We start from the raw sequence: 24,517 nt of genomic DNA, 5'->3' as shown, positions 1-24,517 counted from the left end.
CAGTCCGGCGGGAGGAGCGTGCCCAGGGGACCGAGGTCGAGGTTGAGGTCCGCCATGGAGAGGCCGTACCGCTCGCAGAGGCCCTCCATCCGGTCGTGGAGGATCATCAGGGTGGCGCCGAGGCGTTCTTCCTCCTCCTCGGTGAGGTCGCCCGCGTCGACGCGGTGGAGGGCCTGGCGCTCCATGAGCTGACGAAGGAGTTCGACGAGGGTCAGGACGAGCTTCATGAGATCGCGTTCCACCGTGTCGGGGTCGGTGCTGATCCGGCGGGCCGGGCGGGACGGCGCGGTGTCGCGCGGGACGGCGGGCAGGAGGCGGAAGGCTCGGGCGGCGGCGTCCGCGACCTCGCCGAGGCGGTCCGCGGGCCGGCCGCGGCCGGGCAGGTCCGGGGCGGTCATGGTCCGGGCTCCTGCCCCCATGGGGACGGGTTGCGCTCGCTGATGGAGACGATCAGCGCGCGCAGGGAGATGCGCACGAGGTCGATGTCGGCGATGGACAGCACCACGTCGCCGGTGAGGACGACTCCGCCGCTGAGGAGGCGGTCGAGCAGGTCCACGAGGGCCACCTGACGTTCCGCCAGGGGTTCGGGGGCGTGGTCGGCCGCCGTCACGGCGCCGCTTTCGCCGCGTCCGGGTCCCCGTCCGGATCCGGGCGGGGGGCGCCGGGGAGGGCGGCGAAGGAGTACGGGGCCCAGGGGCCCGTGACATCGACGCGCACCCCGCGCAGTCCTTCGCCGGCGGCACGGACGCGGGTGCGGAATGCCTCGGCTTGTTCGTGCGCGACGAGGAATGCGTCGTTGAGGACGTTCTCCCCGGCGCCGGAGGCGAGTTGGCCCTGTTGCACGCGGTGCCGGGCGTGCCCGGCCGCCAGTTCGCGGCCGATCCTCTCGACGCGTGCGGCGGCTTCCTGGGCCCCACGGTAGGCCTCGTCGCGGGAGTGCCGCTGGGCTCGGCGGGCCTGGAGATAGGCGCGGCCGGGGCTGAGGTCCTCGGCGGCACCGGAGGGCCCGGCGGCGGCCGGAGCGTCCACGTAGACCTTGACTCCCCATTCGAGGTGGCCCGCCAGCCGGTCCAGAACCTCCGCGAACGCATCGCCGCCGGTCCGCAGCACATCGCGGACGCGTTCGTCGTCCAGGTAGACCGTGGCCAGCCGCAGCGGCAGCACGGTGGTGTGTGCGGAGAGCGCCTCGATGACGGTGTGGTGGGCGCGGGCGACGGCCTCCAGCCAGTCCAGGTTCTCCAGGTGCCGACGGAGGGCGTCCTCCTGGAAGTCCGTCGCGGGCACCGGGCTGACGGCGGCGGCCAGCGGACCGGAGGTCACCAGCCGCACCGGGGCTCCCCCGACGCCTGTCAGCGCCTCCACGACGCCGCCCGGCAGGCCGCCGCCCCGCAGTACGGCGTACGCGTAGCTGACCCGGTCGTCATCCATCGTCGTCCGTCCCGGCTCCGCCGCGGCGGCGGTGTGCCGCCGAGGAGGCCCGCGTGCGGTGGCGGGAGGCCACGCTGCCGCGCGCCGTGTCCGTCAGTTCGCGCGCGCCCTTCAACTCCTCGATCTCCTCGCGCAGCCGCTGGTTCTCCCGCGCGAGGCTGCTCTCCCCGTGTGCGCGCGAGGACAGCGACGGGTCGTGCTCCCACCAGTCGATGCCCATCTCCTTGGCCTTGTCGACGGAGGCCACAAGGAGCCGGAGCTTGATGGTGAGCAGTTCAATGTCGAGCAGGTTGATCTGGATGTCGCCTGCGATGACGATGCCTTTGTCCAGGACGCGCTCCAGGATGTCGGCCAGGTTTGCCGACGACCCCTGCCCGTAGGGGGACGGCTGCGGAGCGGCCCTCGTGGGATACGAACCGAGCCGGCCGGCCGGGGAGTCCGTCACAGCATCACCTCGTCTCGGGGGGCGGCTCGCCACGCCGGAAGGCGGCGATCTCCTCGAGGCGGTCGAGCAGGACCTCCTCGCGTGCCTCGAAGGTCTCCTCGTCGATCCGGCCGGCGAGGAGTTCCTTCTCCAGGGCGGCGAGTTCGCGTTCGACGGGCTCGGGGTCGTAGTACTCCCGCTCGGCGGCCTCGAGCACCCGCTCGACGACCCAGCCCACCCCGCGCACCGGCGCGAGGGGGAGGGTGACGATCTGTGTGAACAGTCCCATACCGCCTCCTCGTCGTCCGTCCTTCGTGTCCTTCTCGTCCTCGTTCCCGGTCCCCGCGCTCTCTCCGTTCTCCCAGCTCCTCGCCGCGCTCGTGCCCGTCACACGAAGCTGTACGGGGGCAGCGGTCCCAGCAGCCGGAAGTCGCACTCCTCGCCGACCTGATTGGCCAGGCTGAGCTGGGTGGCGAGGAACATCTCCTCCTTGGTGTCGTCCACCAGGAAGGAGACGCTCAGGAAGTCCTGACCCGCCGGGGCGGTGGCCGCGTCGTCCCGGACGAAGGGGCGCAACGCCTCGACGATGCCCGCCCCGAGGGCCTGCTGGCGTGCCTCGACCTCGTTGGCGATCAGTTCGCCCAGCATCAGCGGCATGTCGGGGGAGGCCGTTCCGCCGCGGATCTGCTCGTTGAGCCGGCGTGCCTCGTCGTTCTCGTCGAGGATCCGGCGCAGCAGCGAGTCCTCGTCCCACGAGACCTTCAGGTGGTATTCGACGCAGCCTTCCAGATTCTTCAGTTTCTCCTGGTACTCGACCGCACGGTCCTCCAGGACGGCGCGCACGGCGTCCTCGTCGGGCGCCGTGAAGCCGAAGCGCAGCGGCAGCACGGCGCCGTCGGCCATCAGCCGCTCCTGTACCGCCTGGTGGGCGAGCACGTCCTTGCGGCGCGGGCGCAGATCCTGGGGGGCCTCGCTCACGACGGCGGACAGGTCGGCACTCGTCACCGTTCGCAGCGGCCGGTCGGAACCGCCGACGGGGGTGAGGCCGTCCAGGCGCGCCGGATGTTCCTTCGAGGTGATGGAGTAGACGTAGACGGCCATGGTCATTCCCTCTCCCGCCGGGAGGTGCGCCTGCTGCTCCTGCGCTGCCGGGGCTGCTCCTCGTACTCCGCTTCCTCCTCCACGGGCTCTTCCTCGTACTCCTCCTCGTCCTGATCGCCGCCCTTGAGGGCTCCCGTGACCGCCTCGACGGCGCCGCTGAGCGCGCCCTTGGACTTGCCCTTGGCGCCGCCCTCGGTGATCTCGCCGACGAGGTCGGTGAGCTGGGCGGGTTGTTTGCGGCCGGATTCCAGGTCGAGGCGGTTGCACGCCTCGGCGAAGCGGAGATACGTGTCGACGCTGGCCACGACGATGCGCGCGTCGATCTTGAGGATCTCGATGCCCACCAGCGACACGCGCACGAAGACGTCGATGACGAGCCCTCGGTCCAGGATGAGCTCCAGGACGTCGTACAGGCTCCCCGTACCGCCTCTGGACATACCGCCGCCGCCTTGCGGCACCACGGTCATAGCGCCTCCCTTCAGCGCCTCGCCGTCTCGCGTTCTCAGAAGCGCCGGTCGATCTGCCCCCGCGTGTAACGGCGGGTGCGTTCGTAGGCCACCAGGTCGCCCTCCTCGTCGAGCTTCACGTGATAGGTGGCCATCACGCTGGTGGTCTCGGGCACGCGCTCCAACTCCAGTACCTCGACGTCCGCTTCCCATCCCTCGCCGGCGGGCTTGACCGCCGAGACGGACTCCGGCCTGCGGCCGAGGAGTTCGAAGAGCTGATCCGCGGCGGACCGCATCGCCCATGCGGCGGAGCGCTTGCGCGGCCGCTCCGCAGCCGCCTCGTCCCGGCCGCGCCTGGGGCTTCTGCCACGGGCGTTTCTGTCGCTTGCGGCCATTCCGTTCTCCGGTTCCGGAAGAGCGCCACCCCCACTAAGAAACGTACTATTTCAGCATATACACCCCACAACCCGTGTGCGGCGCCGGGTCGCTTTCCGAAGGGAATGCTGATGAAGGACACGACCAAGATCGCCCTTGCTGCCGCAGTCGCCGGTGGCTATGTACTCGGGCGCACCAAGAAGGGACGGCTCGCCTTCACGATGGCGACATTTCTCGCAGGAGGTCGCCGCGCCGGACTCGATCCGCAACAACTGGTCACCGAGGGTATTCGCAAGCTGCAGGACGTTCCGCAGGTCGCCGACCTGGGCGAGCAGGTGCGCGGCCAGCTGATGGACGCCGGCCGCAAGGCCGTCACAGCTGCAGCGGACCGCAAGCTGGCTGATCTGGCGGGCGTGTTGCACGACCGCACGTCCCGGATCGGGGCCAAGAAAAAGAGCGGCGAAGAAGAGGACACGGAAGAGGAATACGAGCCGAAAGACAGGGAAGAAGAGGAGGCCGCGGGCGAGCCCCGGCCGAAGCGGCGCCGCCCGTCGAGGGCGGAGGAGGAACCCGGCGGCGCGGAGGCCGAGGACGAGGCGGAGGACGAAGAGGGCGAGGGTGAAGAGGAACCGCCTCAACGCCGCCGCGCCGAGAAGCGTCGGCAGCCCGGGCCCGAGCGCGAACCGGAGCGCCGCCCGGCACGCAAGTCGGCTGCGGGGAAGACTCCCGCGAGGAAGGCCCAGCCGGCGAAGAAGACCGCCGCCAAGAAGACAGCGGCCAAGAAGACGGCCGCACCGGCGAAGAAGACGGCGGCGAAGAAGACCGCCGCGCCCACCAGGAAGACCACGGCACGCAAGGCACCGGCGAAGAAGACGGCGGCGAAGAAGACGTCCACACGGCGGAGGTAGCCCGATGGCCAGGACGGCACAGGACACCGGTAACGGCCAGGTCTCCGGCCTGGACCAACTGCGCGACGAACTCGCCGGCTTCGTCGGCGCCCAGGTGGGGAACCTGGCCGACAAGGCGGGCGACAAGGTCGCCGATCTCACCGATCAGTTGATGGGCGTGGCCGAGAACGGCGGGGTGCTCCCCAAGGCCGGCCTGAAGATCCTTCAAGGCGACTCACCGCTCAAGGCGCTGGGAGGCGGCGTGTTCGACAAGGCCAAGCAGATGCTCGGCGGTGGCAAGGGCGGCAAGGCCGGCAAGGGCCGCAAGTCCGGTACGCAGAAGGTGACGAACATCGTCGAGGTCCAGGACGTCGGCGTCCCGATCCGCTTCGCCTACGACCACTGGACCCAGTTCGAGAAGTTCAGCGCCTTCACCAAGGGCGTCCGCAGCGTCTCCAAAGGCGACGACACGTCAAGCGACTGGAAGGTCAAAGTCGGCCCCTCCACCCGCGGTTGGAAGGCCACGGTCGTGGAACAGGTCCCGGACGAGCGCATCATCTGGAGTTCCGACGGCGCCAAGGGCACGACGCGTGGCTGCGTCAGCTTCCACGAGCTCACTCCGACCCTGACCCGCATCGTCCTCGTCGTCGAGTACTACGCCTCCGGCCTGTTCGAGAAGACCGGCAACATCTGGCGCGCCCAAGGCCGGCGGCTGCGGCTCGACTTCAAACACTTCGTCCGCTACGTCTCGCTCACCAACGAGGAACCCGACGGCTGGCGCGGCGAGATCCGCGACGGCGAGGTCGTGCGCACGCACGAGGAGGCCCTCGAGGCGGAGGAGGCCGAAGAGGGCGAGGAAGGCGAGGAGTACCCGGAGGACGAGGAAGAGCCCGAGGGCGAGGAAGAGCCCGAGGAGGAGGGCTACCCCGAGGACGAGGAAGACGAAGAGGGCGCGGAAGACGAGGACGAGGAGGACGAGGAGGACGAGGAGGACGAGGACGAGTACGACGAGGAGGACGAGGAGGACGAGGAGGACGAGGAGGACCTGGCGGACGAGGACGAAGAGGACGAGGAACCCGAGGACGGCGAGTACGACGACGAGTACGACGAGGAGGAGGACGAGGAGGAGTATGCGGGCGCACGCCGATGACGCCCCGTCACTTCCTCGTCCCCAGGGGCGTAGAGCGAAGGCCCGCCGCGCGGCGGGTCACCGCGCCAGGCGGCGGAGTTCCAGGGTGTTGTCCACGCGGGTCGTGGGCCGCCCGTCGGGGTCGCTCTGGATGCGCTCGTGCTCGTCGGCCAGCACCACCTCCCACTCCTCCTCGGCGAGGTCGAGGCTCTCCAGCACCTCCTGCGGTGTCGGGAAGTGCACGTGCGGGTGCGGCTCGGTCTCCCACGCCGGGAAACCGGCGTGCCCGACGATCAGCAGCACGCCACCGGGCGCCACGGCCGACGCGGCGGCGCGCAGGATCCGCTCGCGGGGCATGTCGTACGGCGAGTGCAGGAACTGCGCGGAGACGAGGTCGTAGGCGCCCTCGGGGAACGTCTCGCCCAGGTCATGGCGCTGCCAGTCGATGACCCCGGCGGCGATGCCCTCCGCCGCGGCATGGGCGGCGGCCCGCTCCAGGGCGACGCGGGAGATGTCGACGGCGGTGACCCGCCAGCCCTTCCGGGCCAGCCAGACCGCATCGGCGCCCTCGCCGCAGCCCAGGTCGAGCGCCCTGCCGGGCTTGAGGCCGCCGACCCGGCGCACCAGGACGATGTTGGGCTCGCCGCTCCATACGCGGTCGCTCCCGGCGTAGCGGGCATCCCAGAACTCCGCCTCGGACTCGGCGCGCTCGGCGCTGGTGCTGCCGTCGGTCATGGATGTCGTCTCCTTTGTGCCGCGGATATGGACCCGCCCCCGACAATGCGGTCCCGCGCGCGACGGGACAAGTTCTCTTGCCGGTTCGGCAACAGCCCTGTCGGCGGCCCTCTGCCCCCGCTGCGGGTCCGCGCCTATGTTGGGCGTCATGGACATCTCGCCGAATGACCACCATCCGCTGCGCCGCCTCTCACTCGACCAGTTGCGGCGCCGGACGAGCATGAAGTGGCGCACGCATCCGGAGGACGTGCTGCCGTTGTGGGTAGCGGAGATGGATGTGCCGCTGGCCGGCCCCGTGGCCCGTGCGCTCACGGAGGCGATCGCGGTCGGCGACACGGGATATCCGGCGGGCGACGCGTACGCGGAGGCCCTGGCGGACTTCGCCCGTGCACGGTGGGGATGGGACGGCCTGGTCGTGGAGCGCGCGTCCGTCGTCCCCGACGTGATGCTGGGGGTCGTCGAGATGCTGCGGCTCGTCACGGAGCCCGGGGACTCCGTGATCGTCAACTGCCCCGTCTATCCGCCCTTCTACCAGTTCGTGACGCACATGGGCCGCCGCGTGGTGGAGGCCCCGCTCGGCCCCGACCTGCGGCTGGACCTCGCGGCGCTGGAAAAGGCCTTCGCCCGGTCCACAACCGGCGGCGGCCGGGCCGCCTACCTGCTGTGCAGCCCGCACAATCCGACCGGCACGGTGCACACCGCCGAGGAACTGACCGCGGTGGCGGCGCTGGCCGGGAGGTACGGCGTGCGGGTCGTGGCGGACGAGATCCACGCGCCCCTGGTGACGGCCGAGGCGGCGTTCGTGCCGTATCTGAGCGTGCCCGGCGGTGAGAACGGCCTGGCGCTGATGTCCGCGTCGAAGGGCTGGAACCTGGCCGGGCTGAAGGCTGCTCTCGCCCTGGCCGGCCCCGAGGCGGCGGACGACCTCGCCCGCATGCCGGAGGAGGTCAGCCACGGACCGAGCCACCTGGGCGTCATCGCTCACACCGCGGCGCTCCGCGAGGGCGGTCCGTGGCTGGACGCCGTGCTGGGCGATCTCGCCGACAACCGGCGGCTGCTCGCCGGTCTGCTCGACGAGCACCTGCCGGAGATCCGCTATCGCCCGGCCCCGGGGACCTACCTTGCGTGGCTGGACTGCCGGAAACTGGGGCTGGGCGACGACCCGTCCGCCGCCTTCCTCGCCCGCGGCAGGGTGGCCCTCAGCGCGGGGCCCGACTTCGGCACCGGCGGCCAGGGGCACGTACGGCTGAACCTCGCGACGACGCCCGAGGTACTCACGGAGGCGGTGCGCCGGATGGCCGAGGCGGTCGGCGCGCGCCCGCGGCCGAGGTCTGAAACGTCCCTCACCGGGTAGCCGCCCCGACACCGGGACAGGCACAGGACACGCATCGGACAGGCCGCCGGGAGGCCGGGGCGAACGGACCCGGCGCCGCCCAGTGCTCCGGCGCACCCGGCGGCCCCCAGGAGGCGAGCACCATGACGCACGACCTCGCGTACGACCCCGCACCCGACGGCGGCCGCGCCCTGCGCGTCGTCGTCGTGGGGGCGACCGGAAACGTCGGGACCAGCCTGGTGCGGGCGCTCGGCGACGACCCGGCGGTGGCGCACGTCGTCGGCATCGCCCGGAGAATCCCCAAGGAGTGGCGGCCCGAGCGCACCTCGTGGGTGCACGCCGACATCGGCGACGACAGAACGCGCCTCGTGGAGCACCTGCGCGGCGCGGACGCCGTCGTCCACCTGGGCTGGCTGCTGCAGCCCACCCACGACCCGGCGATCACCTGGCGCACCAACGTCCTGGGCGCCATTCGCGTCTTCGAGGCGGTCGCACAGGCCGGTGTGCCCACCCTGGTGCACGCCTCCTCGGTGGCGGCCTACTCCCCCGGCCCCAAGCGGTACCCCGTCGACGAGTCCTGGCCCACGCACGGCTGGCCCGGGGCCGCCTACAGCCGGGAGAAGGCATACGTCGAACGCTGTCTCGACACCTTCGAGCGGGAACACCCTCAGGTACGCGTGGTGCGCATGCGGCCGGGCTTCATCTTCAAGCGGGAGGCCTCCGCCCAGCAACGCCGTCTGTTCGCCGGTCCCTTCCTGCCGAACCGGCTCGTGCGACCGCGCCTCGTGCCGGTCGTCCCGGACATGCGCGGGCTGCGTTTCCAGGCCCTGCATTCCGACGACGCGGCCGAGGCCTACCGGCTCGCGGTGCACCGCCCTGTCCGCGGCGCCTTCAACCTGGCGGCCGATCCCCCGCTGGACGCGGGCGAACTCGCCGCGCTGCTCGGAGCGCAGGTCGTCCGCATGCCGCGCGGCGCGGTACGGGCGGCGTTGGCAGGGGCGTGGCGGCTGCATCTGGTGCCGGCGTCTCCCGGCCTGTTCGACGCGGTGCTCATGCTGCCGCTGATGGACATCACGCGGGCCCGCCGGGAACTGGGGTGGGAGCCCCGTCACACCGCCACGCAGGCGATCGGGGAGTTCCTCGCGGGCCTGCGCGAGGGTGCGGGCGACATCTCGACCGCCCCGCTGGATCCGGGCGGGGCCGCCGGCCGGCTCCACGAGGTCGCGACGGGCGTGGGCTCAAGGCCGTGAGGCCGCGGCGGCCCGACGGCACCGGCGCGGACTTCCCCGTGGTACCCCCGGTGTGTCTGCCCCCCGTCGTCATCCTTCGTCGGTGTGGAGGCGCTCGGTGTCCTGCGGGGCGGCCTTCGGCACCTTGACGTCGGGGCCGTCGTCCAGGCCGCCGTACGGCCGGGCCCTGGCCCGCTCGAGTTCGGCGTTGAACTCCAGGCCGAGGAGGACGGCGATGTTGGAGATCCACAACCACACGAGGAAGACGATGACGGCGCCCAGGCTTCCGTAGAGCCTGGTGTAGTCCGCGATGCCCGACACATAGAGGCTGAAGAGCGCGGAAGCGGCCGCCCAGATGACCACGGCCAGGCAGCTGCCGGGGCTCACCCAGCGGAAGCCGCCGTGCCGCACATTGGGTGCAGCCCCGTACAGGAGTGCGAGAACCAGGCCGAACAGCACCAGCATCACCGGCCACTTGACGACGCCCCACACACCGAGCGCGGCGTCGCCGACCCCCAGCACCTGACCCGCCTTTCTCGCCAGGGCTCCGGTGAAGACCACGCCGATCGCGATGAGCGTCGTGACGACCAGCAGCACCACGGGGATGACGAACCTGCCGGCCAGTGTCTTCCACAGGGGCCTGCCCTCGTCGACGTCATAGAGGGCGTTGGCGGCCCGCATGAAGGTCGCCACATAGTTGGAGGACGACCACACGGCGACCACGACGCCGACCGCGAGAGCGAGGCCGTTTCGTCCGACGCCGCGCCGCAGCTGCCCGAGCACGCCGGTCAGCGTCTCGCGCACCGGCCCCGGCGCGAGTCCGCTCGTGTTGGCGATCAGGCCCTCGACACCGGGTCCGCCCAGCAGGCTGACGGCCGAGGCCATGACGAGCAGGGCGGGGAAGACCGACAGGACGGCGTAGTAGGTCAGGGCCGCAGCCCAGTCCGTCAGATGGTCCGCCCAGAACTCCTTCACCGTGCGCCGGAGCACGGCGCGCCATGACTCCTGGGGAAGCTGGGTGGGCTTGCGGGCGCCTGCCCGGGGCCGGCGAGCCATGCGCGTTCACCGCCTCGGGGCACCGCGTGCCCCACTCGTCGACGCCGCCGAACGACCGTATGCCATGGCGCCGGCACCACCGCTCAGTGCTGGAGGGCGACCTTCGCCGCCACGATGATCGAGCCCAGCACCAGGTTCACGACGCCCACCGACACCACCGCCCAGCTGGACGCGCCCACGCGTATGACGGCGGCGCCCGCCCATGCGACCTGCTGGGCCACGGCGACGATCAGGGCCAGCCATCCCGTGCCCTCCCATCCGAGCCCCAGCAGCGGGCTCACCGCGACAGCCACCGCCGGCAGCAGCGCCGCCTGCACGATCGGCCACTCGCGTACGCACAGCCGGCAGACCTCCTGCCAGGTGGCCTTGCCGCTGCGCAGCCGGTCGCCGACAAAGCCGGCGTAGACGTGGGCGGCCCAGAACACCAGGCCGGTGCAGATCAGCAGCAGCACCAGCTGCAGCCGCGGGTACGGGCCCGCCGCGCTCGATCCGGCCACCACCGAGGCGGCCAGCAGGGACCCGTAGACGGCACCGGTGTAGTTGGCGCGGCCCGGCTCGGGTACCTCCTGGCCGGTCAGTTCGTGCGGGGCGGAGCTGGCTGTCACCTCTTCAGCATCACCGAGGCGCTCCGGACCCGCACGGTCGCACACACGGGGGCGGCTCGCCCCGTCGACCGGCCCGAAGTCTCCCCCGCCGGTCGTGCGGCACGGGCGTCGGGACCCGTGCCCGCCGCTCTTCCGCGTCCGGGAACGCGACGTCCGATTTCCGCCAGCGGCCCGCCCCCGCGATGCCGCACAGTGGAGGGGTGACGAGCGACTCGACCTTGGGGACCAGCAGCAGGAGGGTGGTGGTGCGCGGCCGCGGCACCCACCCCGACGCCGGGCTGCTCAGCACGGTGGTGACGACGGGGATCCGCTGCCGCCCGAGCGCGCGGCACACCCGCTGTGGCGCGCCGGCCGGCCGCGGCGGATCCGCCCGCAGGGGCCGGGCCATGGGTACGGCCCGCCGGATGTCGGCGCTGAGCCGTGGCGCCACAGTGGACGCCGCTGAGAGCACTGACGAAAGGCAAGGACGATGACGCTCTACACGACACTCGACAGCCCCTTGGGCGAGCTGCTGCTGGTCGGTGAGGAGTCGCCCACCGCGACCGGCGGCACCGCGCTCTCCTCGCTGTCGGTGCCGGGTCAGAAGGGCGGCGTCGTCCCGGCGGACCTTGCGGACGGCACGCGTGCCGACGACGCCGCCTTCGCCCACGTCACCCACCAACTGCGGGCGTACTTCGCGGGCGAACTGAGGGACTTCGATCTCGAGTTCACCGCCGGGGGCACCGGTTTCCAGCAGCGGGTGTGGGCGACCCTGGAGACCATCGGCTACGGCACGACGCTCACCTACGCGGACGTCGCCGAGGCGATGGGCGTCCCGCGTTCCTCGTCGCGCGCGGTCGGCACCGCGATCGGCCGCAACCCGCTGCTGGTCGTCCGTCCCTGCCACCGCGTCGTCGGCGCCAAGGGCGCCATGACCGGCTACGCGGGCGGGGTGGAGCGCAAGCGACTGCTGCTGGATCTCGAGGCCCGGCGCGGGGCGGCGTGAAGACGGCCCCGCCTCCCGCAGCGCCCGCACCCCAGCCGGCCGGCACCGCCGACCGGCCCATACCGGCCGCCCCGGAAGGCGGGGGTGCCCGGTGGACGCGCTGATCCCGCGTCCCCGGTTGCGGGTGGCGCCGGGCGCGGTCCACGTCCCAGGCTGGCTCACCATGGACGAGCAGTGGAAGCTGGTCGTCGCCTGCCGCGGATGGGCGACGGGCCCGGTGCCGATCCGGCACACCCGTCTGCCCCGCGGCGGGGTGATGTCGGTGCGGACGGTCTGCATCGGCTGGCACTGGCTGCCGTACCGCTACACCCGCACCGCGGACGACGTGAACGGCGCCCGGGTCGCCCCCTTCCCGGACTGGATGGTCGCGCTGGGCCGCCGCGCCCTGGTCGAGGCGTACGAGGACCCTGCGGCGGGCGACGGCTACACCCCCGACACCGCACTGATCAACTTCTACGACGGGGACGCCAAGCTCGGGATGCACCAGGACAAGGACGAACGCAGCGACGCCCCCGTCGTGTCGCTGACCATCGGCGACACCTGCGTCTTCCGCTTCGGCACCCCCGAGAGCCGCAACCGCCCGTACACCGACCTGGAGCTCGCCTCCGGCGACCTCTTCGTCTTCGGCGGCCCGTCCCGCTTCGCGTACCACGGTGTGCCGAAGGTCCATCCGGGCACGGGCGACCCGGCCACCGGTCTCGCCTCCGGTCGGCTGAACATCACGATGCGCGTCACGGGACTGGACGACGGGACGCCGCGGCGGGAGCCACGGGCCTGAGGTCCGCCTCGCTGCCCGGTCGCAGGTCGGCGGCCAGCGCCAAGGTCACGGCGAGGGAGACCGCGGCCACGACCGTCATCGCGGCCGCCGGAGAGGTGTGCTGGGCGACGGCCCCCGCGAGGGCGGCGCCCAGTCCCTGACAGGCGAGCATGCCCGAGGAGTGCAGGCCGAGGGCGTGACCGCTGAGTTCGTCCGGGGTCAGGGCCATCAGCCGCTCCTGCAGCAGCAGGCTCGCGGCATAGCCGACGGAGGCGAGGGCGACGACGGCCGCCGCGAGGGGCGGCGCCGGGTGCAGCACGAAGACCAGGTAGGGGGCCGCGAGCAGCAGTCGCAGCGCCGCGCCCGCGCGTTCCCTCCACATCGGCGGGACGAACCGGCCGGCCACCGTGTCGCCGGCGAGCATGCCGCAGGCCGCGGCGGCCAGCAGCAGTCCGGCGTGGTCGGGCGCGTAGGGCACGAAGAGCGACTCACAGCCGACGATCAGGCCGTTGGGCACCCAGAGCGCGAGGTACACGGAGCGGCGCGGCCGGGCGGACCACAACAGCACGTTCGTCCGCCAGGTCTCGGCCGCCGAGGGCCGGCCTCCCGCGCGTGGCGGCCTGGCCCTCAGGCCGGCCCGGGCGGCGACCGCGGACGCGAGGTGGAGCGCGGCGCCGACGAGCAGGACCCCGCGCGGGGACAGTGCGTCCAGCAGCAGCCCGCCGGCGGCGAAGCCGCAGATCTGCATGGTGCCGGTCGACATGTTCAGCAGGGAACGGCCCAGGAGGAATCCGCCCTCGGGCAGGATCTCGTGGAGCAGTCCGTAGCGCACTCCGCCGCCGAGGGAGGCGACGGGACCCGATGCGGTCAGGATGGCGAAGACGGCCCACATCGGCAGGCCGGGTACGGCCGGCGCCGCGGCGCCGAGCGAGAACAGCGCGGCGACCGCGATGAGCGCGGCACGCGGCGGCAGCCGGTCGGCCGCCGACAGCAGGGTCGCCGCCCCGGCCACCTGCGCGAGGGACGGGCCGAACATGGCGACGGCGGACAGCAGCGGGGAGCCCGTGGCGTCGTAGACCAGGGTGCCCAGGGCCAGGGCGCTCACCGTCTGCGCCGCGACCTGCGCGGTGGAGAAGACGAAGAGCGGGGTGAACTCCGGCGTGCGGAAGAGTTCTTGGTAGGTGCGCATGGGCCCCGAGTCTCAGCGGCCCGGGATCAGGTGGTAAATGTTTCGCGCGGGCGCGAAACGCGGCCGTGCGGGGCGTGGGGGGAGGGAACCATGGGCTGGTGGCTGGTCGACGCGGAGACGCTGGTCAGCAGCCGGTTCGTCGTCTCCCCGCTGGCCGAGGCCATCGCGGCCCTCAAGCTTCTCGACCGGGGCACGGCCGCTCACCCCGGCGAGCGCCGCTGGCTCGAGGCGCATCTGCCGGCGTACCGGGAGCGGCTGGCGGCCGACCCGGTGACGGGGCTGCTGGTGCGCGCCGCGCTGGGGCGCACCTGGAACGCGGACTTCCTCACGCCCACGCCCGCCGGCGACGGCCTCCCCTGCTTCGAGGAGGAGCTGGCGCGCATCCGGCTGACCCCTCCGGAGGCCGCGCGCGGGCATCTGACCGTGTCGCTCGGCGGACCGCTCCCACGGGCGCTGTGCCGGGCCGATCTGCCGGAGCGCGCGGCCGACGTCGTCGCCTGGGTCTGGACGCACACGGTGCTGCCCGACTGGCCGCGTCGGCGGCGGGTCATCGAGGCCGACGTCGTGGCGCGCACCGCCCGGTTGGGGCGCGGCGGATGGGCGGAGGCACTGGACGGCATGCGCCGGGGAATGCGCTGGCTCGGCGAGGGCCGGTTGCAGATCAACACGCGGGATCTCCCGCCCCGCGACCTGTCGGGTGCCCGGCTGATGTTCGTTCCCGTCACCCCGAGCACGGGCTGGGTGTCCTGGGACGACCACATACGGTACGCGGTGGTGTACCCGTGCTCGGGAGCACTGACCGAGGCGGGGCGGGAGCGGGTGCCCGAGGCGCTGGGTGTACTGCTCGGTCCGGCGCGCGCGGCGGTCCTGGTGCTGCTCGCGACGCCGATGAGCACCACGCAGTTGATCGCCCTGACCGGTCAGGGGCTCGGCTCCGTGCGGCGCCATCTGCGGGTGCTGCTGGACGCCCGCCTGGTACGGCGGCGGCGGGCGGGGCGTTCCGTGCTCTACTCCCGGACGGAGACCGGCGACGCACTGGTCGCGGTCCAGCAGGAAGGCTGAGGGACGATGCGGCGGTGGTCTCGGACCCGCGCTGCCCTCGTGCTGCGACCGCGACCAGTGGACAGGTCAGCGGGCCTGCGGGGCGGGGCGGTTGCCCACGAACAGCAGCTGCCGGAAGTGGGGGAGTCGAAGTCACCGGTCCTGTCTATGATCAAGCCCATGGCACTGGAATGGGAACAGATCATCGTCGACTCCGCCGACCCCGTCGCTCTCGGGCACTGGTGGGCCGAGGCTCTCGGATGGGTGGTGGTCGACGAATCCGAGGAGATCGTCGAGATCCGACCTGAGCCGGACCGGATGCCGGGGCTGCTCTTCGTGCCTGTCCCCGAGGGCAAGACGTCGAAGAACCGGCTCCACCCCGACTTCCGCCCCGAGGATCAAAAGGCCGAGGTAGCCCGGCTGCTCTCCCTCGGTGCCCGGCGCGCCGACATCGCGCAGGACGAGCACTGGGTGACCCTCCTCGACCCGGAGGGCAACGAGTTCTGCGTCCTGAGTGAGCGGAAGAGCTGAGCGGAAGCACTGGCGGAAGCGCCGAGCGAAGGCCGGACCGTTGTCCGACGCCCCGAAGACCTGCAGCGCGGACACAACTGCCCGGAAACCGGATGGGGGTGGCGCGGCGCACCCGAGCAGGCCGGCACCGCAGCTTCGTGCCGCGCTGGTTCCTGTTCTGCTACCCGGACCGACCTGCGGTTCGTGGAGCTGCACGGCACGACGCGCGACGGCCTGACAGAACGGGTCACGGAGCCCGGTTGTGCCTGATGCCCGCCACGCCACCCACGCACACCGCCGAGGAGCGCCCAGCCCCCGCCCTCCTCGTCCGCGACCCGTATCCGTGCGCCCGTCCGTGCGCCCGGGGGGCGTGAGAAGAACCCGCACCCGCCCACTGCCCCCGGCACCACGCGGTCGGCCACGCGCGGCGGTGCCCTGCCTGCCGAGCGCGGCCGCTCCCGGCCCGGCTCCGCGGTGCGCGGCACGGCGACACTGCGGCTCAGCCGCGCGGCGGTCCGCTCAGCCCCGCGGCGCTGCCGTGCTGTCGCGGACGACGAGCTGCGGCATAGGCTGGGGCAGGTCACGCGCCGGGCCGCCGCCGAGCAGGCTGACCAGCTCCTCCGCCGCGCGCCGCCCGAAGGCCGTCGCGTCGCGGTCCAGTGCGGTAAGCCGCGGATGCGTGGCCCGGCAGAGCGCCGAGTCCTCCCAGGCGACGACCGACAGGTCGCGCGGTACGGTCAGTCCCATCTCGAGAGCCACTCCGGCACCCGCGACCGCCATCACGTCGTTGTCGTAGATGATCGCCGTGGGCGGCTCGGTCCCGGCCAGCGCCAGGCGGGTGGCCTCCGCGCCCTGGCCCTCGGAGTAGTCGGTGGTGACCGAGCGGACCCCGGGCATCCCCAGCCGCGCGGCGCAGGCCCGTAGCGAGGCGATGCGGCGCGTGGTGTGCGCCAGGCCGGGCAGCCCCGCGACGTGCACCACCCGCCGGTGGCCCAGGCCCGCAAGGTACTCGACGACCGCGCCCATGGCGGCCGCGTCGTCCACCCGGACACTGGAGATCACCGGGTACGGGGCGGCCGCCCGCGGCTCGCCGTTGACGTCGCGCCCGCCGACCACCACGGCGGGCAACCCCAAGGAGTCCAGCAGGGCGGGCCGCGGGTCGCCGATCTGGGGATCCACCACGATGACCCCGTCGACCCGCTGCTCGGCCCACCACCCGCGGTAGACCGCGCACTCCTCCTCGGCGCCCGCCACCACCCGGAAGAGCAGGCCGAGATGGCGTTCCGAGAGCACCTCCTGGATGCCGGAGACGAACTGGAGGAAGAACGACTCCACGCCCAACGTTCTCGCCGGGCGGGCGAGCACCAGGCCCACGGTCGCGGCCCCCTCCCCCGACAGGGCCCGCGCGGCGGTGCTGGCCCGCCAGCCGAGCTGGTCGGCGACCTGGCGCACGCGCCGGCGGGTGGCCTCGGAGACCCCGGGGCGGTCGTTGAGAGCGAAGGAGACGGCGCTCTCCGAGACACCGGCCCGCCGGGCGATGTCCTTCATCGTGGGCCGCCGCTTCACCGCGGGGCGCCGCACAGAGACGCGTCGGCCGGTCCCGGCAGCGGGCGGCGGCTCCACCGGTGGCTCGTGCGCCGCGATCGTGGGCCCCCTCGGATGCTCCGCCTGACGTCGTGCGCGCCAGGCCCGGGCGGCACGACGCGGGGACCAGTATCCCCCAGCAGAACAGGGACGCGCGCTAAAGCGCTTGAGCGCAGCACGCCTAAAGCGCATTAGTGATTCCGCTCAATTACTGGCGACACACCGGTGACCTGTGCTGATGTCCCACCAAGCGCCAAGTGAGAGACGCGAGTTGACTTTATTCTGGCGCAATGCCACCTTGTCGTGGGCGCGCTGCGGCGGCTCCCCCCAGCCGCGCCGATCACGGGACGGACATCCCCCGACCGCCCCGCGACCACCGGTTCCGCCGCCGCGCGCCCGTCCCCCACTCGTACGACCACGGGAACCGCCATGACACCGCGCTTCGGCGTCAACTACACGCCCAGCCAGGGCTGGTTCCACCACTGGCTCGACTTCGACCTCGACGCCGTCCGCGCCGACCTGGACTCCATCGCCCGCCTCGGCATGGACCACATCCGGGTCTTCCCGCTGTGGCCGCTCTTCCAGCCCAACCGCACCCTGATCCGTCCGCGCGCCGTGGAGCAGCTGGTCGCGCTGGTCGACGCCGCCGCCGACCGCGGACTGGACGTCAACGTCGACGGCCTGCAGGGCCACCTGTCGAGCTTCGACTTCCTGCCCTCCTGGACGGCCACCTGGCACCGCCGGAACATCTTCACCGACCCGGATGTCGTCGCCGCCGAGGCCGAGTACCTGCGCACCCTCGCCGCGGCACTCGCCGACCGGCCCAACTTCCTCGGCATGACCGTCGGCAACGAGATCAACCAGTTCTCGGGCACGCCGCACCCGGATCCGGACCCCATCGGCCCGGCGGAGGCCGAGGCCTGGCTGCGCCTCATGCTCGACGCCTGCGAGCGGGGCGCCCCCGGCAGGCTCCACCTGCACGCCGAGTACGACGCCGCCTGGTACCAGGACGGCCATGCCTTCACCCCCGGCCTGGCCGCCAGGCTCGGTTTCGCGACCGCCGTCCACTCCTGGGTCTTCAACGGAACGGCCCAGCGCCACGGCCACGCGGGCGTCGCCACCGAGCACCACGCGGCGTACCTGATCGAGCTGTCCAAGGCCTGGGCCGCCGATCCCCACCGACCGGTCTGGCTGCAGGAGGTCGGCGCCCCCGCTCCCGTGGTCCCGCCGGAGCACGCCCCGGCCTTCGCCGCCGCCACCATCGCCAATGCCCTGGACTGCGCGGACGTGTGGGGTGTGACCTGGTGGTGTTCGCACGACGTCGACCGGTCACTCGCCGACTTCCCCGAACTCGAGTACACCCTCGGTCTCCTCACCAACGACCGCGAGGTCAAGCCGACGGGCGCCGCCGTGGCCCGCGCCGTGGCGGAGCTGCGCGAGCGCGGCTACGCGCCGCCGCGGCCCCGGACGACCGCACTCGCCGTCGATGTCGGCGACAGCCTGACGGCCCCCCGGCGGGCCGGCTGCGCCCCCGGCGGCGAGGTGTTCGAGGCGTGGGCAGCGCTGACCGCCCAGGGTGTACGGCCCGCACTCGTGCTCGCCGAGAGGGCAGCGGACGCGGCACACCTGGCCGCCCGGGGCATCACCGAGGTCGTCACCCCCGCCGAGGTCCGCTGATCCCCCCGTCCGCTTGGCACTCGGGCCACGCGTCATCCGGGCTCACAGCCCGGGGCCCGCGGCGCCACCCGGGCCTCCACGGCCCGTACCGCCCCGCCGAGCCCCACGAGCCCGTCCCCCGGCGGGCCCCCGGGCGCGGGTCCCGTACCCGTGCCCGGGGGCTCGGGGACAGCTCACGGCCGCACCGTCGGCAACTCCTTCCCGGGGACGCCGCGGCCTGGCAGACTCCTCGGGTGACCGCATACGACCTGCTCGTCATCGGATCCGGCCCGGGTGGCCAGAAAGCGGCCATCGCCGCGGCCAAGCTGGGCCGCCGGGTCGCCGTCGTCGACCGCCCCGACATGGTCGGCGGGGTGTCCATCCATACCGGCACCATCCCGTCGAAGACCCTGCGTGAGGCCGTGCTCTACCTGACCGGGCTCACGCAGCGCGATCTGTACGGCCAGAGCTACCGCCTCAAGGAGGACATCACCATCGCGGACCTCACCGCGCGCACCCAGCATGTGGTGAGCCGCGAGGTGGATGTGATCCGCAGTCAGCTCTCCCGCAATCGCGTCACCATGCTCACGGGCACCGGCCGTTTCACCGACGACCACACCGTCGCCGTGCAGGACCCGGCCGGTCGTGAGGTGCTGGTGACGGCCGACAACATCGTCATCGCCACCGGTACCCGCCCGGCCCGTCCGTCGACCGTGGAGTTCGACGACCGCACGGTGCTGGACTCCGACAGCGTGCTCAACCTGGACCGGGTTCCGCGCTCCATGGTCATCGTCGGCGCAGGAGTCATCGGCATCGAGTACGCCTCGATGTTCGCCGCGCTGGGCAGCAAAGTGACGGTCGTCGAACAGCGGGAGGGGATGCTGGACTTCTGCGACGTCGAGGTCGTCGAGGCGCTCAAATACCATCTGCGTGACCTCGCCGTGACCTTCCGCTTCGGCGAGACCGTGGCAGCCGTGGAGCGGCATCCGACGGGCGCTCTCACCGTCCTGCAGAGCGGGAAGAAGATCCCGGCGGACGCCGTCATGTACTCGGCCGGGCGGCAGGGCCTCACCGACAGCCTCGACCTGGGCAAGGCGGGCCTGGCCGCCGACCAGCGCGGCCGCATATCCGTCGACCAGCACTACCGCACCTCCGTGCCGCACATCTACGCCGTCGGGGACGTCATCGGCTTCCCGGCGCTCGCGGCCACCTCCATGGAGCAGGGCAGGCTCGCCGCCTACCACGCCTGCGGCGAACCGGTGAACGCGATGAACGGCCTGCAGCCGATCGGCATCTACACGATTCCGGAGATCAGCTTCGTCGGCCGAACGGAGGACCAGCTCACCGACGACAACGTGCCCTTCGAGGTGGGCGTCTCGCGCTACCGCGAGCTGGCCCGCGGCCAGATCATCGGCGACTCGCACGGCATGCTGAAGCTGCTGGTGTCGACGGAGGACCGCACCCTGCTGGGCGTCCACTGCTTCGGCTCCGGCGCCACGGAGCTCCTGCACATCGGCCAGGCGGTGATGGGCTGCGGCAGCACGGTGGACTACCTGGTCGACGCGGTGTTCAACTACCCGACCCTCGCCGAGTCGTACAAGGTGGCCGCCCTCGACGCCACCAACAAGCTCCGCCAGATCAACCGCCTCACCACCGGCTGACCGCCGTCTGCCCGCCGGGAGGCCGGCAGGCGGAGCAGGCGGCGGTGCGTACGAGCGGGTCCCCGCCGACGGCCCCCGCACGTACGCACCACCCGTTCGGCGGGGGAACGACGGGGGCGCCGCGTGGCAGCCTCCCGGAAGGGGACGAAAGCTCACCCGCCCGTGACCCTTCGAGGGAGCACCGCCATGGCCACCAGGAAGAACCTCCAGGTCGACCGGACGAGCCTCACCCACAAGGTCGGCTACGCCCTCCGGCACCCCACGCGGGTCGCCGCGCACGCGCGCCGGGCCGCCCGGGACCGCTGGCTCGCCCACCGGCACCGCGACCACGTGGCGTACTACCGGGCCGTCATGGCCAGCGACACCGCGCGCGACCCGGAGGCGGCCGTCGGCAGCCGCAGCCACGACCGCTGGCTGGCGCTGGGCGAGATGCAGTTCGACTACCTGTGCGAACACGGCCTGGAGCCGCGGCACCGGGTGCTGGACATCGGGTGCGGCAACCTGCGGGCGGGCTGGCGCCTCATCGACTACCTCGACACCGGCCACTACTACGGCATCGACATCTCCCCCGACATCCTGATCGCCGCCAAGCGCACCGTCACCGAGCGGGGCCTGCAGCGCAAGCTGCCGTATCTGACCCTGACCCACGACCTGACGTTCGACTTCCTGCCGGAACGCCACTTCGACGTGGTCCACGCCCACAGCGTCTTCTCGCACTCGCCGCTGAAGGTCATCGACGAGTGCCTGGCACACGTGCCCCGGATCCTGGCCCCGGACGGCTGGTTCGACTTCACCTTCGACCGCACCGAGGGGAAGGAACACCACGTACTGCGCGAGGACTTCTACTACCGCACCGAGACGCTGTTGGAGCTGGCTGCCCGGCACGGGCTGCGCGCCCGCTTCATGGACGACTGGGAACTGCGGGGCCACGGGCAGTCGAAGATCCGCGTGCGGGTGGGACCGGCGGCGGAGCCGGCCGCGCCGTTCTCGTCGCAGGGGTCCTGACGACCCGCCGCCTTGGCGGCCCGCCCTCCCGGACGGCCCGCGGCCTCCTGCTGGGCACCCATGCCGCTTGGCGCCCGACTCGGCGGGCCCGCGGCTCGGCCCGGTCGTCCTGTGACGGACGCCGCACGGCGGCGAGCGGGTCGTGCGCCTCGAGAGGCCGCCTGCCGGTCCCCGGGGTGTCTCCCGGGGACCGGCAGCCGCTCAGTGCGCGGCGACCAGAAGAGGCAGGACGTTCGCCAGCTCCTCGCCGCGCGCGTAGCGACCCAGCTGCTGCGCGATGAAGGCGAGGGAAGCGGGGACGAAGGCGTCGGTGAACGCTCCGACGTGCGGGGTGATCAGCACGCCCGGCAGGGACCACAGCGGATGGCCGCTCGGCAGCGGCTCCGGCGCGGTGACGTCCAAGGCGGCGCGCAGCCGGCCGCTCCCGGCCTCCCGCACCAGCGCCTGCGTGTCGACGAGTTCTCCCCTGGCCACGTTGACCAGGACGGACCCGTCCTTCATCAGCGCGAGGCGGGAAGCGTCCATCAGGTCGCGCGTCTCGTCCGTCAGGGGCGCGCACAGCACGACGGCGTCGGTGGAGGGCAGCAGCGAGGACAGTTCCTCGAACCCGTGCACATGACCGTCCGCGGTGTCGCGCGCGGTGCGTGCCAGCCGGACCACCCGGCAGCCGAACGGGGCCAGCCTCGCCGCCACCGCCTTGCCGACCGCCCCCTGGCCCACGACGATGACCTCCTTGCCGGAGAGCGTGGGGAACACCCGGGGCCGCCACTGGCCCAGGGCGTGCCGGCGGGAGAAGTCGTCGAGGCCGCGCTCCGCGGCCAGCAGCAGCGTCACCGCCAGCTCGGCCGTGGCCTCGCCGTGCACGCCGTTGGCCGTGGAGACGCGGGCGCCGGAGGGAAGCAGTCCCAGGAAGGGGGCGAGGTAGTCGTGTCCGGAGCTGAGGAGCTGCAGGACCTCCAGCCGCTCGGCGGCGTTCAGCAGCCGGTCCAGGATCTCGTGCTGCTTGGCCGGCACAGGCGGGACGACGACGAAGCGCACGTCCCGGGGGTCGGACGGGAAGGCCGAAAGGCCGTCCCAGTAGTGGTACGACAGGCCGTCGGGAAGCGGACCGGAGAATTCGCCGGACCGATAGGGGAGCCAGACCGCTCGGCTTTCTTGCATAATTTTGGCAGTGCTTTTCTGTGGGTCTCGGATAACGGGTTTCGCCACATCGGGCTCCGCGGGGCACCGCCCCTCGGACCAGGGGCTCTTCCATGGCGGACGGCTGTGTCCGCGGGCCCGGAGCAAAGTGACACCGTTGTCACGCAGGAACCTTCGAAACGCTAACACATGCACCGTCAGCGATATGCCGGCGCAGGCTCGCCGACGGCGGCCGCGTGTTACCGGAAGGTGAATTCCTTCCCGGGCTTGGCAAAGACAAGGCAATGAACCGCCCATGGAGGCGGCGCAACACTGTCGCGTTCGTCACTCCGCCCGGGTCCGGCCGGGAGGCCGCCCGGGCGCGAGTACACCACCGCGCGGCCCACACGCCTTTCGGCACCCTGACGCCCCCCGCCCCGCCACCGTCCCGCCCCGCCCCGCCCCCCGACGCCACGACAACGCGAGACCGACGTCACATTGGCACCGAGATCAGCGCCAGTCGGACGCCCTCGACCCGTCGCTCGGGGTCCAGCCCCAGGACTGGCTGAGCAGGTCCACGAGGTGGACGAGGCGGCGCTGCGCCGTCCCCCCGGGCGGCCCCGAGATGACGGCGCGCCAGTTGGGGCGGCCCCTTGAGGCTTGGGACGAGCTTGAGCAGTCCCTCGGAGGCCTCGCGGTCGACGGCGTAGTCCTCCTTGCCGCCGAGCAGGAAGCCGTTCATCCGAACGGCCTCGGGATCACGGTGCCGATCGCGGAGACGGCAGCGGCTCTCGCTCCTGGCTCGTCCGGAACCTCGCAGCCCCGCCCGCGCCGTGGGCGCTCGTGATCACGGGGGCCCGAGGTTCGACTCAAGGACCCTGCCGGCCTCGGGGTTTCACCGAATGGCGGTTCCGCGTACCCCCGTCTCCGCGGGGCCGCCTGTACGCTGAGCGATCTCACCGGCCTCCGGGACAAGAACAGGACCCACCCCCATGGAGCTCGTCTTCGACGGCCACGTGATCGAGTGGCGCGGGCCCTCGCCGTTCTACTTCGCCACCGTGCCGGACGAGGAGTCCGATCGCATCCGTGAGGTGGCCGCGCTGGCCACCTACGGATGGGGAGTCATCCCCGTCGAGGCTGGGATCGGCGACACCACCTTCACGACGTCGCTCTTCCCCAGGGACGGCGCCTATCTGCTGCCGCTGAAGGCCGCCGTGCGCAAGCTCCAGGACATCGCCGCCGGGGACGACGTGACCGTGCGGATGACGATCCGGCTCTGAGACTGAGCTGAGCCGCGGCGACGCCCCGCGGACCCCGTCCCGTCGTACAGCGGGGGCCCGTCGTGGTCGGCGCCCCATCCTTGAGACGCAGGGGCGACAGGAGTTGGAGGCCGCCACCGCTCTGCGACGCGCTCCTTGGGTGATGGTCAGCACGTAGCCGTCCGTCAAGCTGTGCGAGCGACTGCTTGCCGCGATCGCGGCAACCGCACCCCCCCGTGTGCCGGGCGGTGTTCCGCCGGCTGTACCGCTACGGCCCGTCCGAGGGGCCGGATCCGCCGGGGCACCGGGCGCGTGCCTGGCTCGGCGGAAAGTCGCAGGCCGTGGGTTGGCGCAGCCCGCACGTGCCTGCGTCTCCGCACAGGGGGAAGCACGGTACTGGAGTCTGGATCCCGGGGGTGACGGCATCAGGCACGGGCCGGACAGACCCACCGCACAGAGCTAACCTCTGCGCATGATCTCCCTCTGGGCCCAGTGGTCCTCTCGCCAACGCGCCTTGGCGTGCGCACTCGCCGTGCTGGTAGCGGGCTTCTGGTACGCGACTCGTCCCGTCGAGCCGCCGTGCACCTATGCCGTCATGTGGCCGAGCGAGGACATGGACGCGGACTTCCATCTCACGGCCGCAGGGGAGGCGCACGTCGAGCAGATACTGGCGGAGAAGAGGGCATCAGGAGAGCGCGCGCCGATACAGACGCGATGGCATGGCTGGTTGGACTGAGCGCTCACATGGAGCGGGCCCCCACGGTAAATCTGCGGGGCGCGCGACCGCGGCAACCAGGCGCCCGACGGCGGAGAGACGGACCGTGCCGCGCTCCACTCCCAGGCTGCGGCCGCTGCCGGGCCGCCGTATCCCGGGCAGCCCGGTGGGTGACCGAACTGTGCCGTCAGCATCCGAACCGCCGGCCGTATGCGGCCGCCTCCGCGCCGATCCGCAGCCGGACTGAGTCGGCTGGCGCGCAGTCGGCAACAGGGTGGCGACACACGC

General features: G+C 72.4%; 28 protein-coding genes. 13 read left to right on the top strand and 15 right to left on the bottom strand.

What is annotated here, in order from left to right; translation table 11 throughout:
- The 8 genes from AC3ET4_RS26820 to AC3ET4_RS26785 all read right to left on the bottom strand — a co-directional run.
- A partial coding sequence (locus AC3ET4_RS26820) for a gas vesicle protein K (protein ID WP_431953781.1) occupies positions 1 to 398 on the bottom strand: 398 nt, incomplete at its 3' end.
- The gene (locus tag AC3ET4_RS26815) at positions 395 to 610 is read right to left on the bottom strand and encodes a gas vesicle protein (protein ID WP_431953779.1); all 216 of its coding nucleotides are present in this window, start codon (positions 608 to 610) and stop codon (positions 395 to 397) included. The genes AC3ET4_RS26815 and AC3ET4_RS26820, both read right to left, overlap by 4 nt.
- The gene (locus tag AC3ET4_RS26810) at positions 607 to 1,428 is read right to left on the bottom strand and encodes a GvpL/GvpF family gas vesicle protein (RefSeq protein ID WP_431953777.1); all 822 of its coding nucleotides are present in this window, start codon (positions 1,426 to 1,428) and stop codon (positions 607 to 609) included. The genes AC3ET4_RS26815 and AC3ET4_RS26810 overlap by 4 nt, the downstream gene beginning before the upstream one ends.
- Entirely contained in the window at positions 1,421 to 1,873 is a 453-nt protein-coding gene (locus AC3ET4_RS26805) for a gas vesicle protein (protein WP_431953775.1), read from the bottom strand. The genes AC3ET4_RS26810 and AC3ET4_RS26805 overlap by 8 nt, the downstream gene beginning before the upstream one ends.
- Positions 1,874 to 1,877: 4 nt before the next feature.
- Entirely contained in the window at positions 1,878 to 2,141 is a 264-nt protein-coding gene (locus tag AC3ET4_RS26800) for a gas vesicle protein GvpG (RefSeq protein ID WP_431953773.1), read from the bottom strand.
- A 98-nt stretch (positions 2,142 to 2,239) separates the two neighbouring features.
- The gene (locus AC3ET4_RS26795; protein WP_431953771.1) at positions 2,240 to 2,953 is read right to left on the bottom strand and encodes a GvpL/GvpF family gas vesicle protein; all 714 of its coding nucleotides are present in this window, start codon (positions 2,951 to 2,953) and stop codon (positions 2,240 to 2,242) included.
- Between the two features lie 2 nt (positions 2,954 to 2,955).
- Positions 2,956 to 3,420, bottom strand: coding sequence for a gas vesicle structural protein GvpA (locus tag AC3ET4_RS26790; RefSeq protein ID WP_431953769.1), 465 nt, complete (start codon positions 3,418 to 3,420; stop codon positions 2,956 to 2,958).
- Positions 3,421 to 3,455: 35 nt separating this feature from the next.
- On the bottom strand, positions 3,456 to 3,794 hold the full coding sequence (locus AC3ET4_RS26785; protein WP_431953767.1) for a gas vesicle protein GvpO: 339 nt from the start codon (positions 3,792 to 3,794) through the stop codon (positions 3,456 to 3,458).
- Between the two features lie 111 nt (positions 3,795 to 3,905).
- Between AC3ET4_RS26785 and AC3ET4_RS26780 the strand changes: the two genes are divergently transcribed.
- The gene (locus AC3ET4_RS26780) at positions 3,906 to 4,682 is read left to right on the top strand and encodes a histone protein (protein WP_431953765.1); all 777 of its coding nucleotides are present in this window, start codon (positions 3,906 to 3,908) and stop codon (positions 4,680 to 4,682) included.
- Positions 4,683 to 4,686: 4 nt separating this feature from the next.
- A complete protein-coding gene (locus tag AC3ET4_RS26775; RefSeq protein ID WP_431953763.1) occupies positions 4,687 to 5,811 on the top strand; it encodes an SRPBCC family protein in 1,125 nt (374 codons plus the stop codon).
- Between the two features lie 57 nt (positions 5,812 to 5,868).
- Here the strand turns inward: AC3ET4_RS26775 and AC3ET4_RS26770 are convergent, their stop codons facing one another.
- Positions 5,869 to 6,525, bottom strand: coding sequence for a class I SAM-dependent methyltransferase (locus AC3ET4_RS26770; protein ID WP_431953761.1), 657 nt, complete (start codon positions 6,523 to 6,525; stop codon positions 5,869 to 5,871).
- Between the two features lie 148 nt (positions 6,526 to 6,673).
- Between AC3ET4_RS26770 and AC3ET4_RS26765 the strand changes: the two genes are divergently transcribed.
- Together AC3ET4_RS26765 and AC3ET4_RS26760 are read left to right on the top strand one after the other, a co-directional pair.
- Positions 6,674 to 7,879 (top strand): MalY/PatB family protein, encoded by a 1,206-nt coding sequence (locus AC3ET4_RS26765; RefSeq protein ID WP_431953759.1) that lies wholly within the window; start codon positions 6,674 to 6,676, stop codon positions 7,877 to 7,879.
- Between the two features lie 122 nt (positions 7,880 to 8,001).
- Positions 8,002 to 9,108 carry an NAD-dependent epimerase/dehydratase family protein gene (locus tag AC3ET4_RS26760; RefSeq protein ID WP_431953757.1) on the top strand — a complete coding sequence of 369 codons (1,107 nt, stop codon included), beginning with the start codon at positions 8,002 to 8,004 and terminating at the stop codon, positions 9,106 to 9,108.
- A 69-nt stretch (positions 9,109 to 9,177) separates the two neighbouring features.
- Here AC3ET4_RS26760 and AC3ET4_RS26755 read toward each other — a convergent pair whose 3' ends face one another.
- Both AC3ET4_RS26755 and AC3ET4_RS26750 read right to left on the bottom strand, forming a co-directional pair.
- On the bottom strand, positions 9,178 to 10,143 hold the full coding sequence (locus AC3ET4_RS26755) for a YihY/virulence factor BrkB family protein (RefSeq protein ID WP_431953755.1): 966 nt from the start codon (positions 10,141 to 10,143) through the stop codon (positions 9,178 to 9,180).
- 83 nt (positions 10,144 to 10,226) lie between these two features.
- Positions 10,227 to 10,748, bottom strand: coding sequence for a hypothetical protein (locus AC3ET4_RS26750; protein ID WP_431953753.1), 522 nt, complete (start codon positions 10,746 to 10,748; stop codon positions 10,227 to 10,229).
- 469 nt (positions 10,749 to 11,217) lie between these two features.
- Here AC3ET4_RS26750 and AC3ET4_RS26745 point away from each other — a divergent pair, with 469 nt between their 5' ends.
- Positions 11,218 to 11,733 (top strand): methylated-DNA--[protein]-cysteine S-methyltransferase, encoded by a 516-nt coding sequence (locus AC3ET4_RS26745; RefSeq protein WP_431953751.1) that lies wholly within the window; start codon positions 11,218 to 11,220, stop codon positions 11,731 to 11,733.
- Positions 11,734 to 11,824: 91 nt separating this feature from the next.
- The gene (locus AC3ET4_RS26740; RefSeq protein WP_431953749.1) at positions 11,825 to 12,511 is read left to right on the top strand and encodes an alpha-ketoglutarate-dependent dioxygenase AlkB family protein; all 687 of its coding nucleotides are present in this window, start codon (positions 11,825 to 11,827) and stop codon (positions 12,509 to 12,511) included.
- Here AC3ET4_RS26740 and AC3ET4_RS26735 read toward each other — a convergent pair.
- The gene (locus AC3ET4_RS26735; protein WP_431953747.1) at positions 12,465 to 13,679 is read right to left on the bottom strand and encodes an MFS transporter; all 1,215 of its coding nucleotides are present in this window, start codon (positions 13,677 to 13,679) and stop codon (positions 12,465 to 12,467) included. The two genes, AC3ET4_RS26740 and AC3ET4_RS26735, sit on opposite strands and share 47 nt — an antisense overlap.
- A 90-nt stretch (positions 13,680 to 13,769) precedes the next feature.
- On the opposite strand from AC3ET4_RS26735, the gene AC3ET4_RS26730 reads away from it, so the two are divergent.
- Positions 13,770 to 14,741, top strand: a complete 972-nt coding sequence (locus AC3ET4_RS26730) for a transcriptional regulator (protein WP_431953745.1) — start codon at positions 13,770 to 13,772, stop codon at positions 14,739 to 14,741.
- A gap of 159 nt (positions 14,742 to 14,900) precedes the next feature.
- On the top strand, positions 14,901 to 15,251 hold the full coding sequence (locus AC3ET4_RS26725) for a VOC family protein (protein WP_431953743.1): 351 nt from the start codon (positions 14,901 to 14,903) through the stop codon (positions 15,249 to 15,251).
- Between the two features lie 498 nt (positions 15,252 to 15,749).
- Here AC3ET4_RS26725 and AC3ET4_RS26720 read toward each other — a convergent pair whose 3' ends face one another.
- Positions 15,750 to 16,778, bottom strand: a complete 1,029-nt coding sequence (locus tag AC3ET4_RS26720; RefSeq protein WP_431953741.1) for a LacI family DNA-binding transcriptional regulator — start codon at positions 16,776 to 16,778, stop codon at positions 15,750 to 15,752.
- Positions 16,779 to 17,243: 465 nt separating this feature from the next.
- Here AC3ET4_RS26720 and AC3ET4_RS26715 point away from each other — a divergent pair, with 465 nt between their 5' ends.
- The 3 genes from AC3ET4_RS26715 to AC3ET4_RS26705 all read left to right on the top strand — a co-directional run bounded on the left by AC3ET4_RS26715 (position 17,244) and on the right by AC3ET4_RS26705 (position 21,136).
- The gene (locus tag AC3ET4_RS26715) at positions 17,244 to 18,491 is read left to right on the top strand and encodes a glycoside hydrolase 5 family protein (protein ID WP_431953739.1); all 1,248 of its coding nucleotides are present in this window, start codon (positions 17,244 to 17,246) and stop codon (positions 18,489 to 18,491) included.
- 233 nt (positions 18,492 to 18,724) lie between these two features.
- Positions 18,725 to 20,131 (top strand): Si-specific NAD(P)(+) transhydrogenase, encoded by a 1,407-nt coding sequence (gene sthA / locus AC3ET4_RS26710; protein WP_431953737.1) that lies wholly within the window; start codon positions 18,725 to 18,727, stop codon positions 20,129 to 20,131.
- A 186-nt stretch (positions 20,132 to 20,317) separates the two neighbouring features.
- A complete protein-coding gene (locus AC3ET4_RS26705) occupies positions 20,318 to 21,136 on the top strand; it encodes a class I SAM-dependent DNA methyltransferase (protein WP_431953735.1) in 819 nt (272 codons plus the stop codon).
- Positions 21,137 to 21,337: 201 nt separating this feature from the next.
- On the opposite strand, the gene AC3ET4_RS26700 is transcribed toward AC3ET4_RS26705, so the two are convergent.
- Positions 21,338 to 22,297, bottom strand: a complete 960-nt coding sequence (locus tag AC3ET4_RS26700) for a 2-hydroxyacid dehydrogenase (protein WP_431953733.1) — start codon at positions 22,295 to 22,297, stop codon at positions 21,338 to 21,340.
- Between the two features lie 451 nt (positions 22,298 to 22,748).
- On the bottom strand, positions 22,749 to 22,997 hold the full coding sequence (locus tag AC3ET4_RS26695) for a hypothetical protein (RefSeq protein ID WP_488175960.1): 249 nt from the start codon (positions 22,995 to 22,997) through the stop codon (positions 22,749 to 22,751).
- 250 nt (positions 22,998 to 23,247) lie between these two features.
- On the opposite strand from AC3ET4_RS26695, the gene AC3ET4_RS26690 reads away from it, so the two are divergent.
- Together AC3ET4_RS26690 and AC3ET4_RS26685 are read left to right on the top strand one after the other, a co-directional pair.
- On the top strand, positions 23,248 to 23,535 hold the full coding sequence (locus AC3ET4_RS26690; protein ID WP_431953731.1) for a DUF1905 domain-containing protein: 288 nt from the start codon (positions 23,248 to 23,250) through the stop codon (positions 23,533 to 23,535).
- Positions 23,536 to 23,986: 451 nt separating this feature from the next.
- The gene (locus AC3ET4_RS26685) at positions 23,987 to 24,250 is read left to right on the top strand and encodes a hypothetical protein (RefSeq protein ID WP_431953729.1); all 264 of its coding nucleotides are present in this window, start codon (positions 23,987 to 23,989) and stop codon (positions 24,248 to 24,250) included.
- The last annotated feature ends 267 nt before the right edge of the window (positions 24,251 to 24,517 follow it).

This window comes from Actinacidiphila sp. bgisy167, assembly GCF_057707665.1.
The sequence above is the reverse complement of the archived record's forward strand: the minus strand, read 5'-3'. Positions and strand labels throughout refer to the sequence as shown.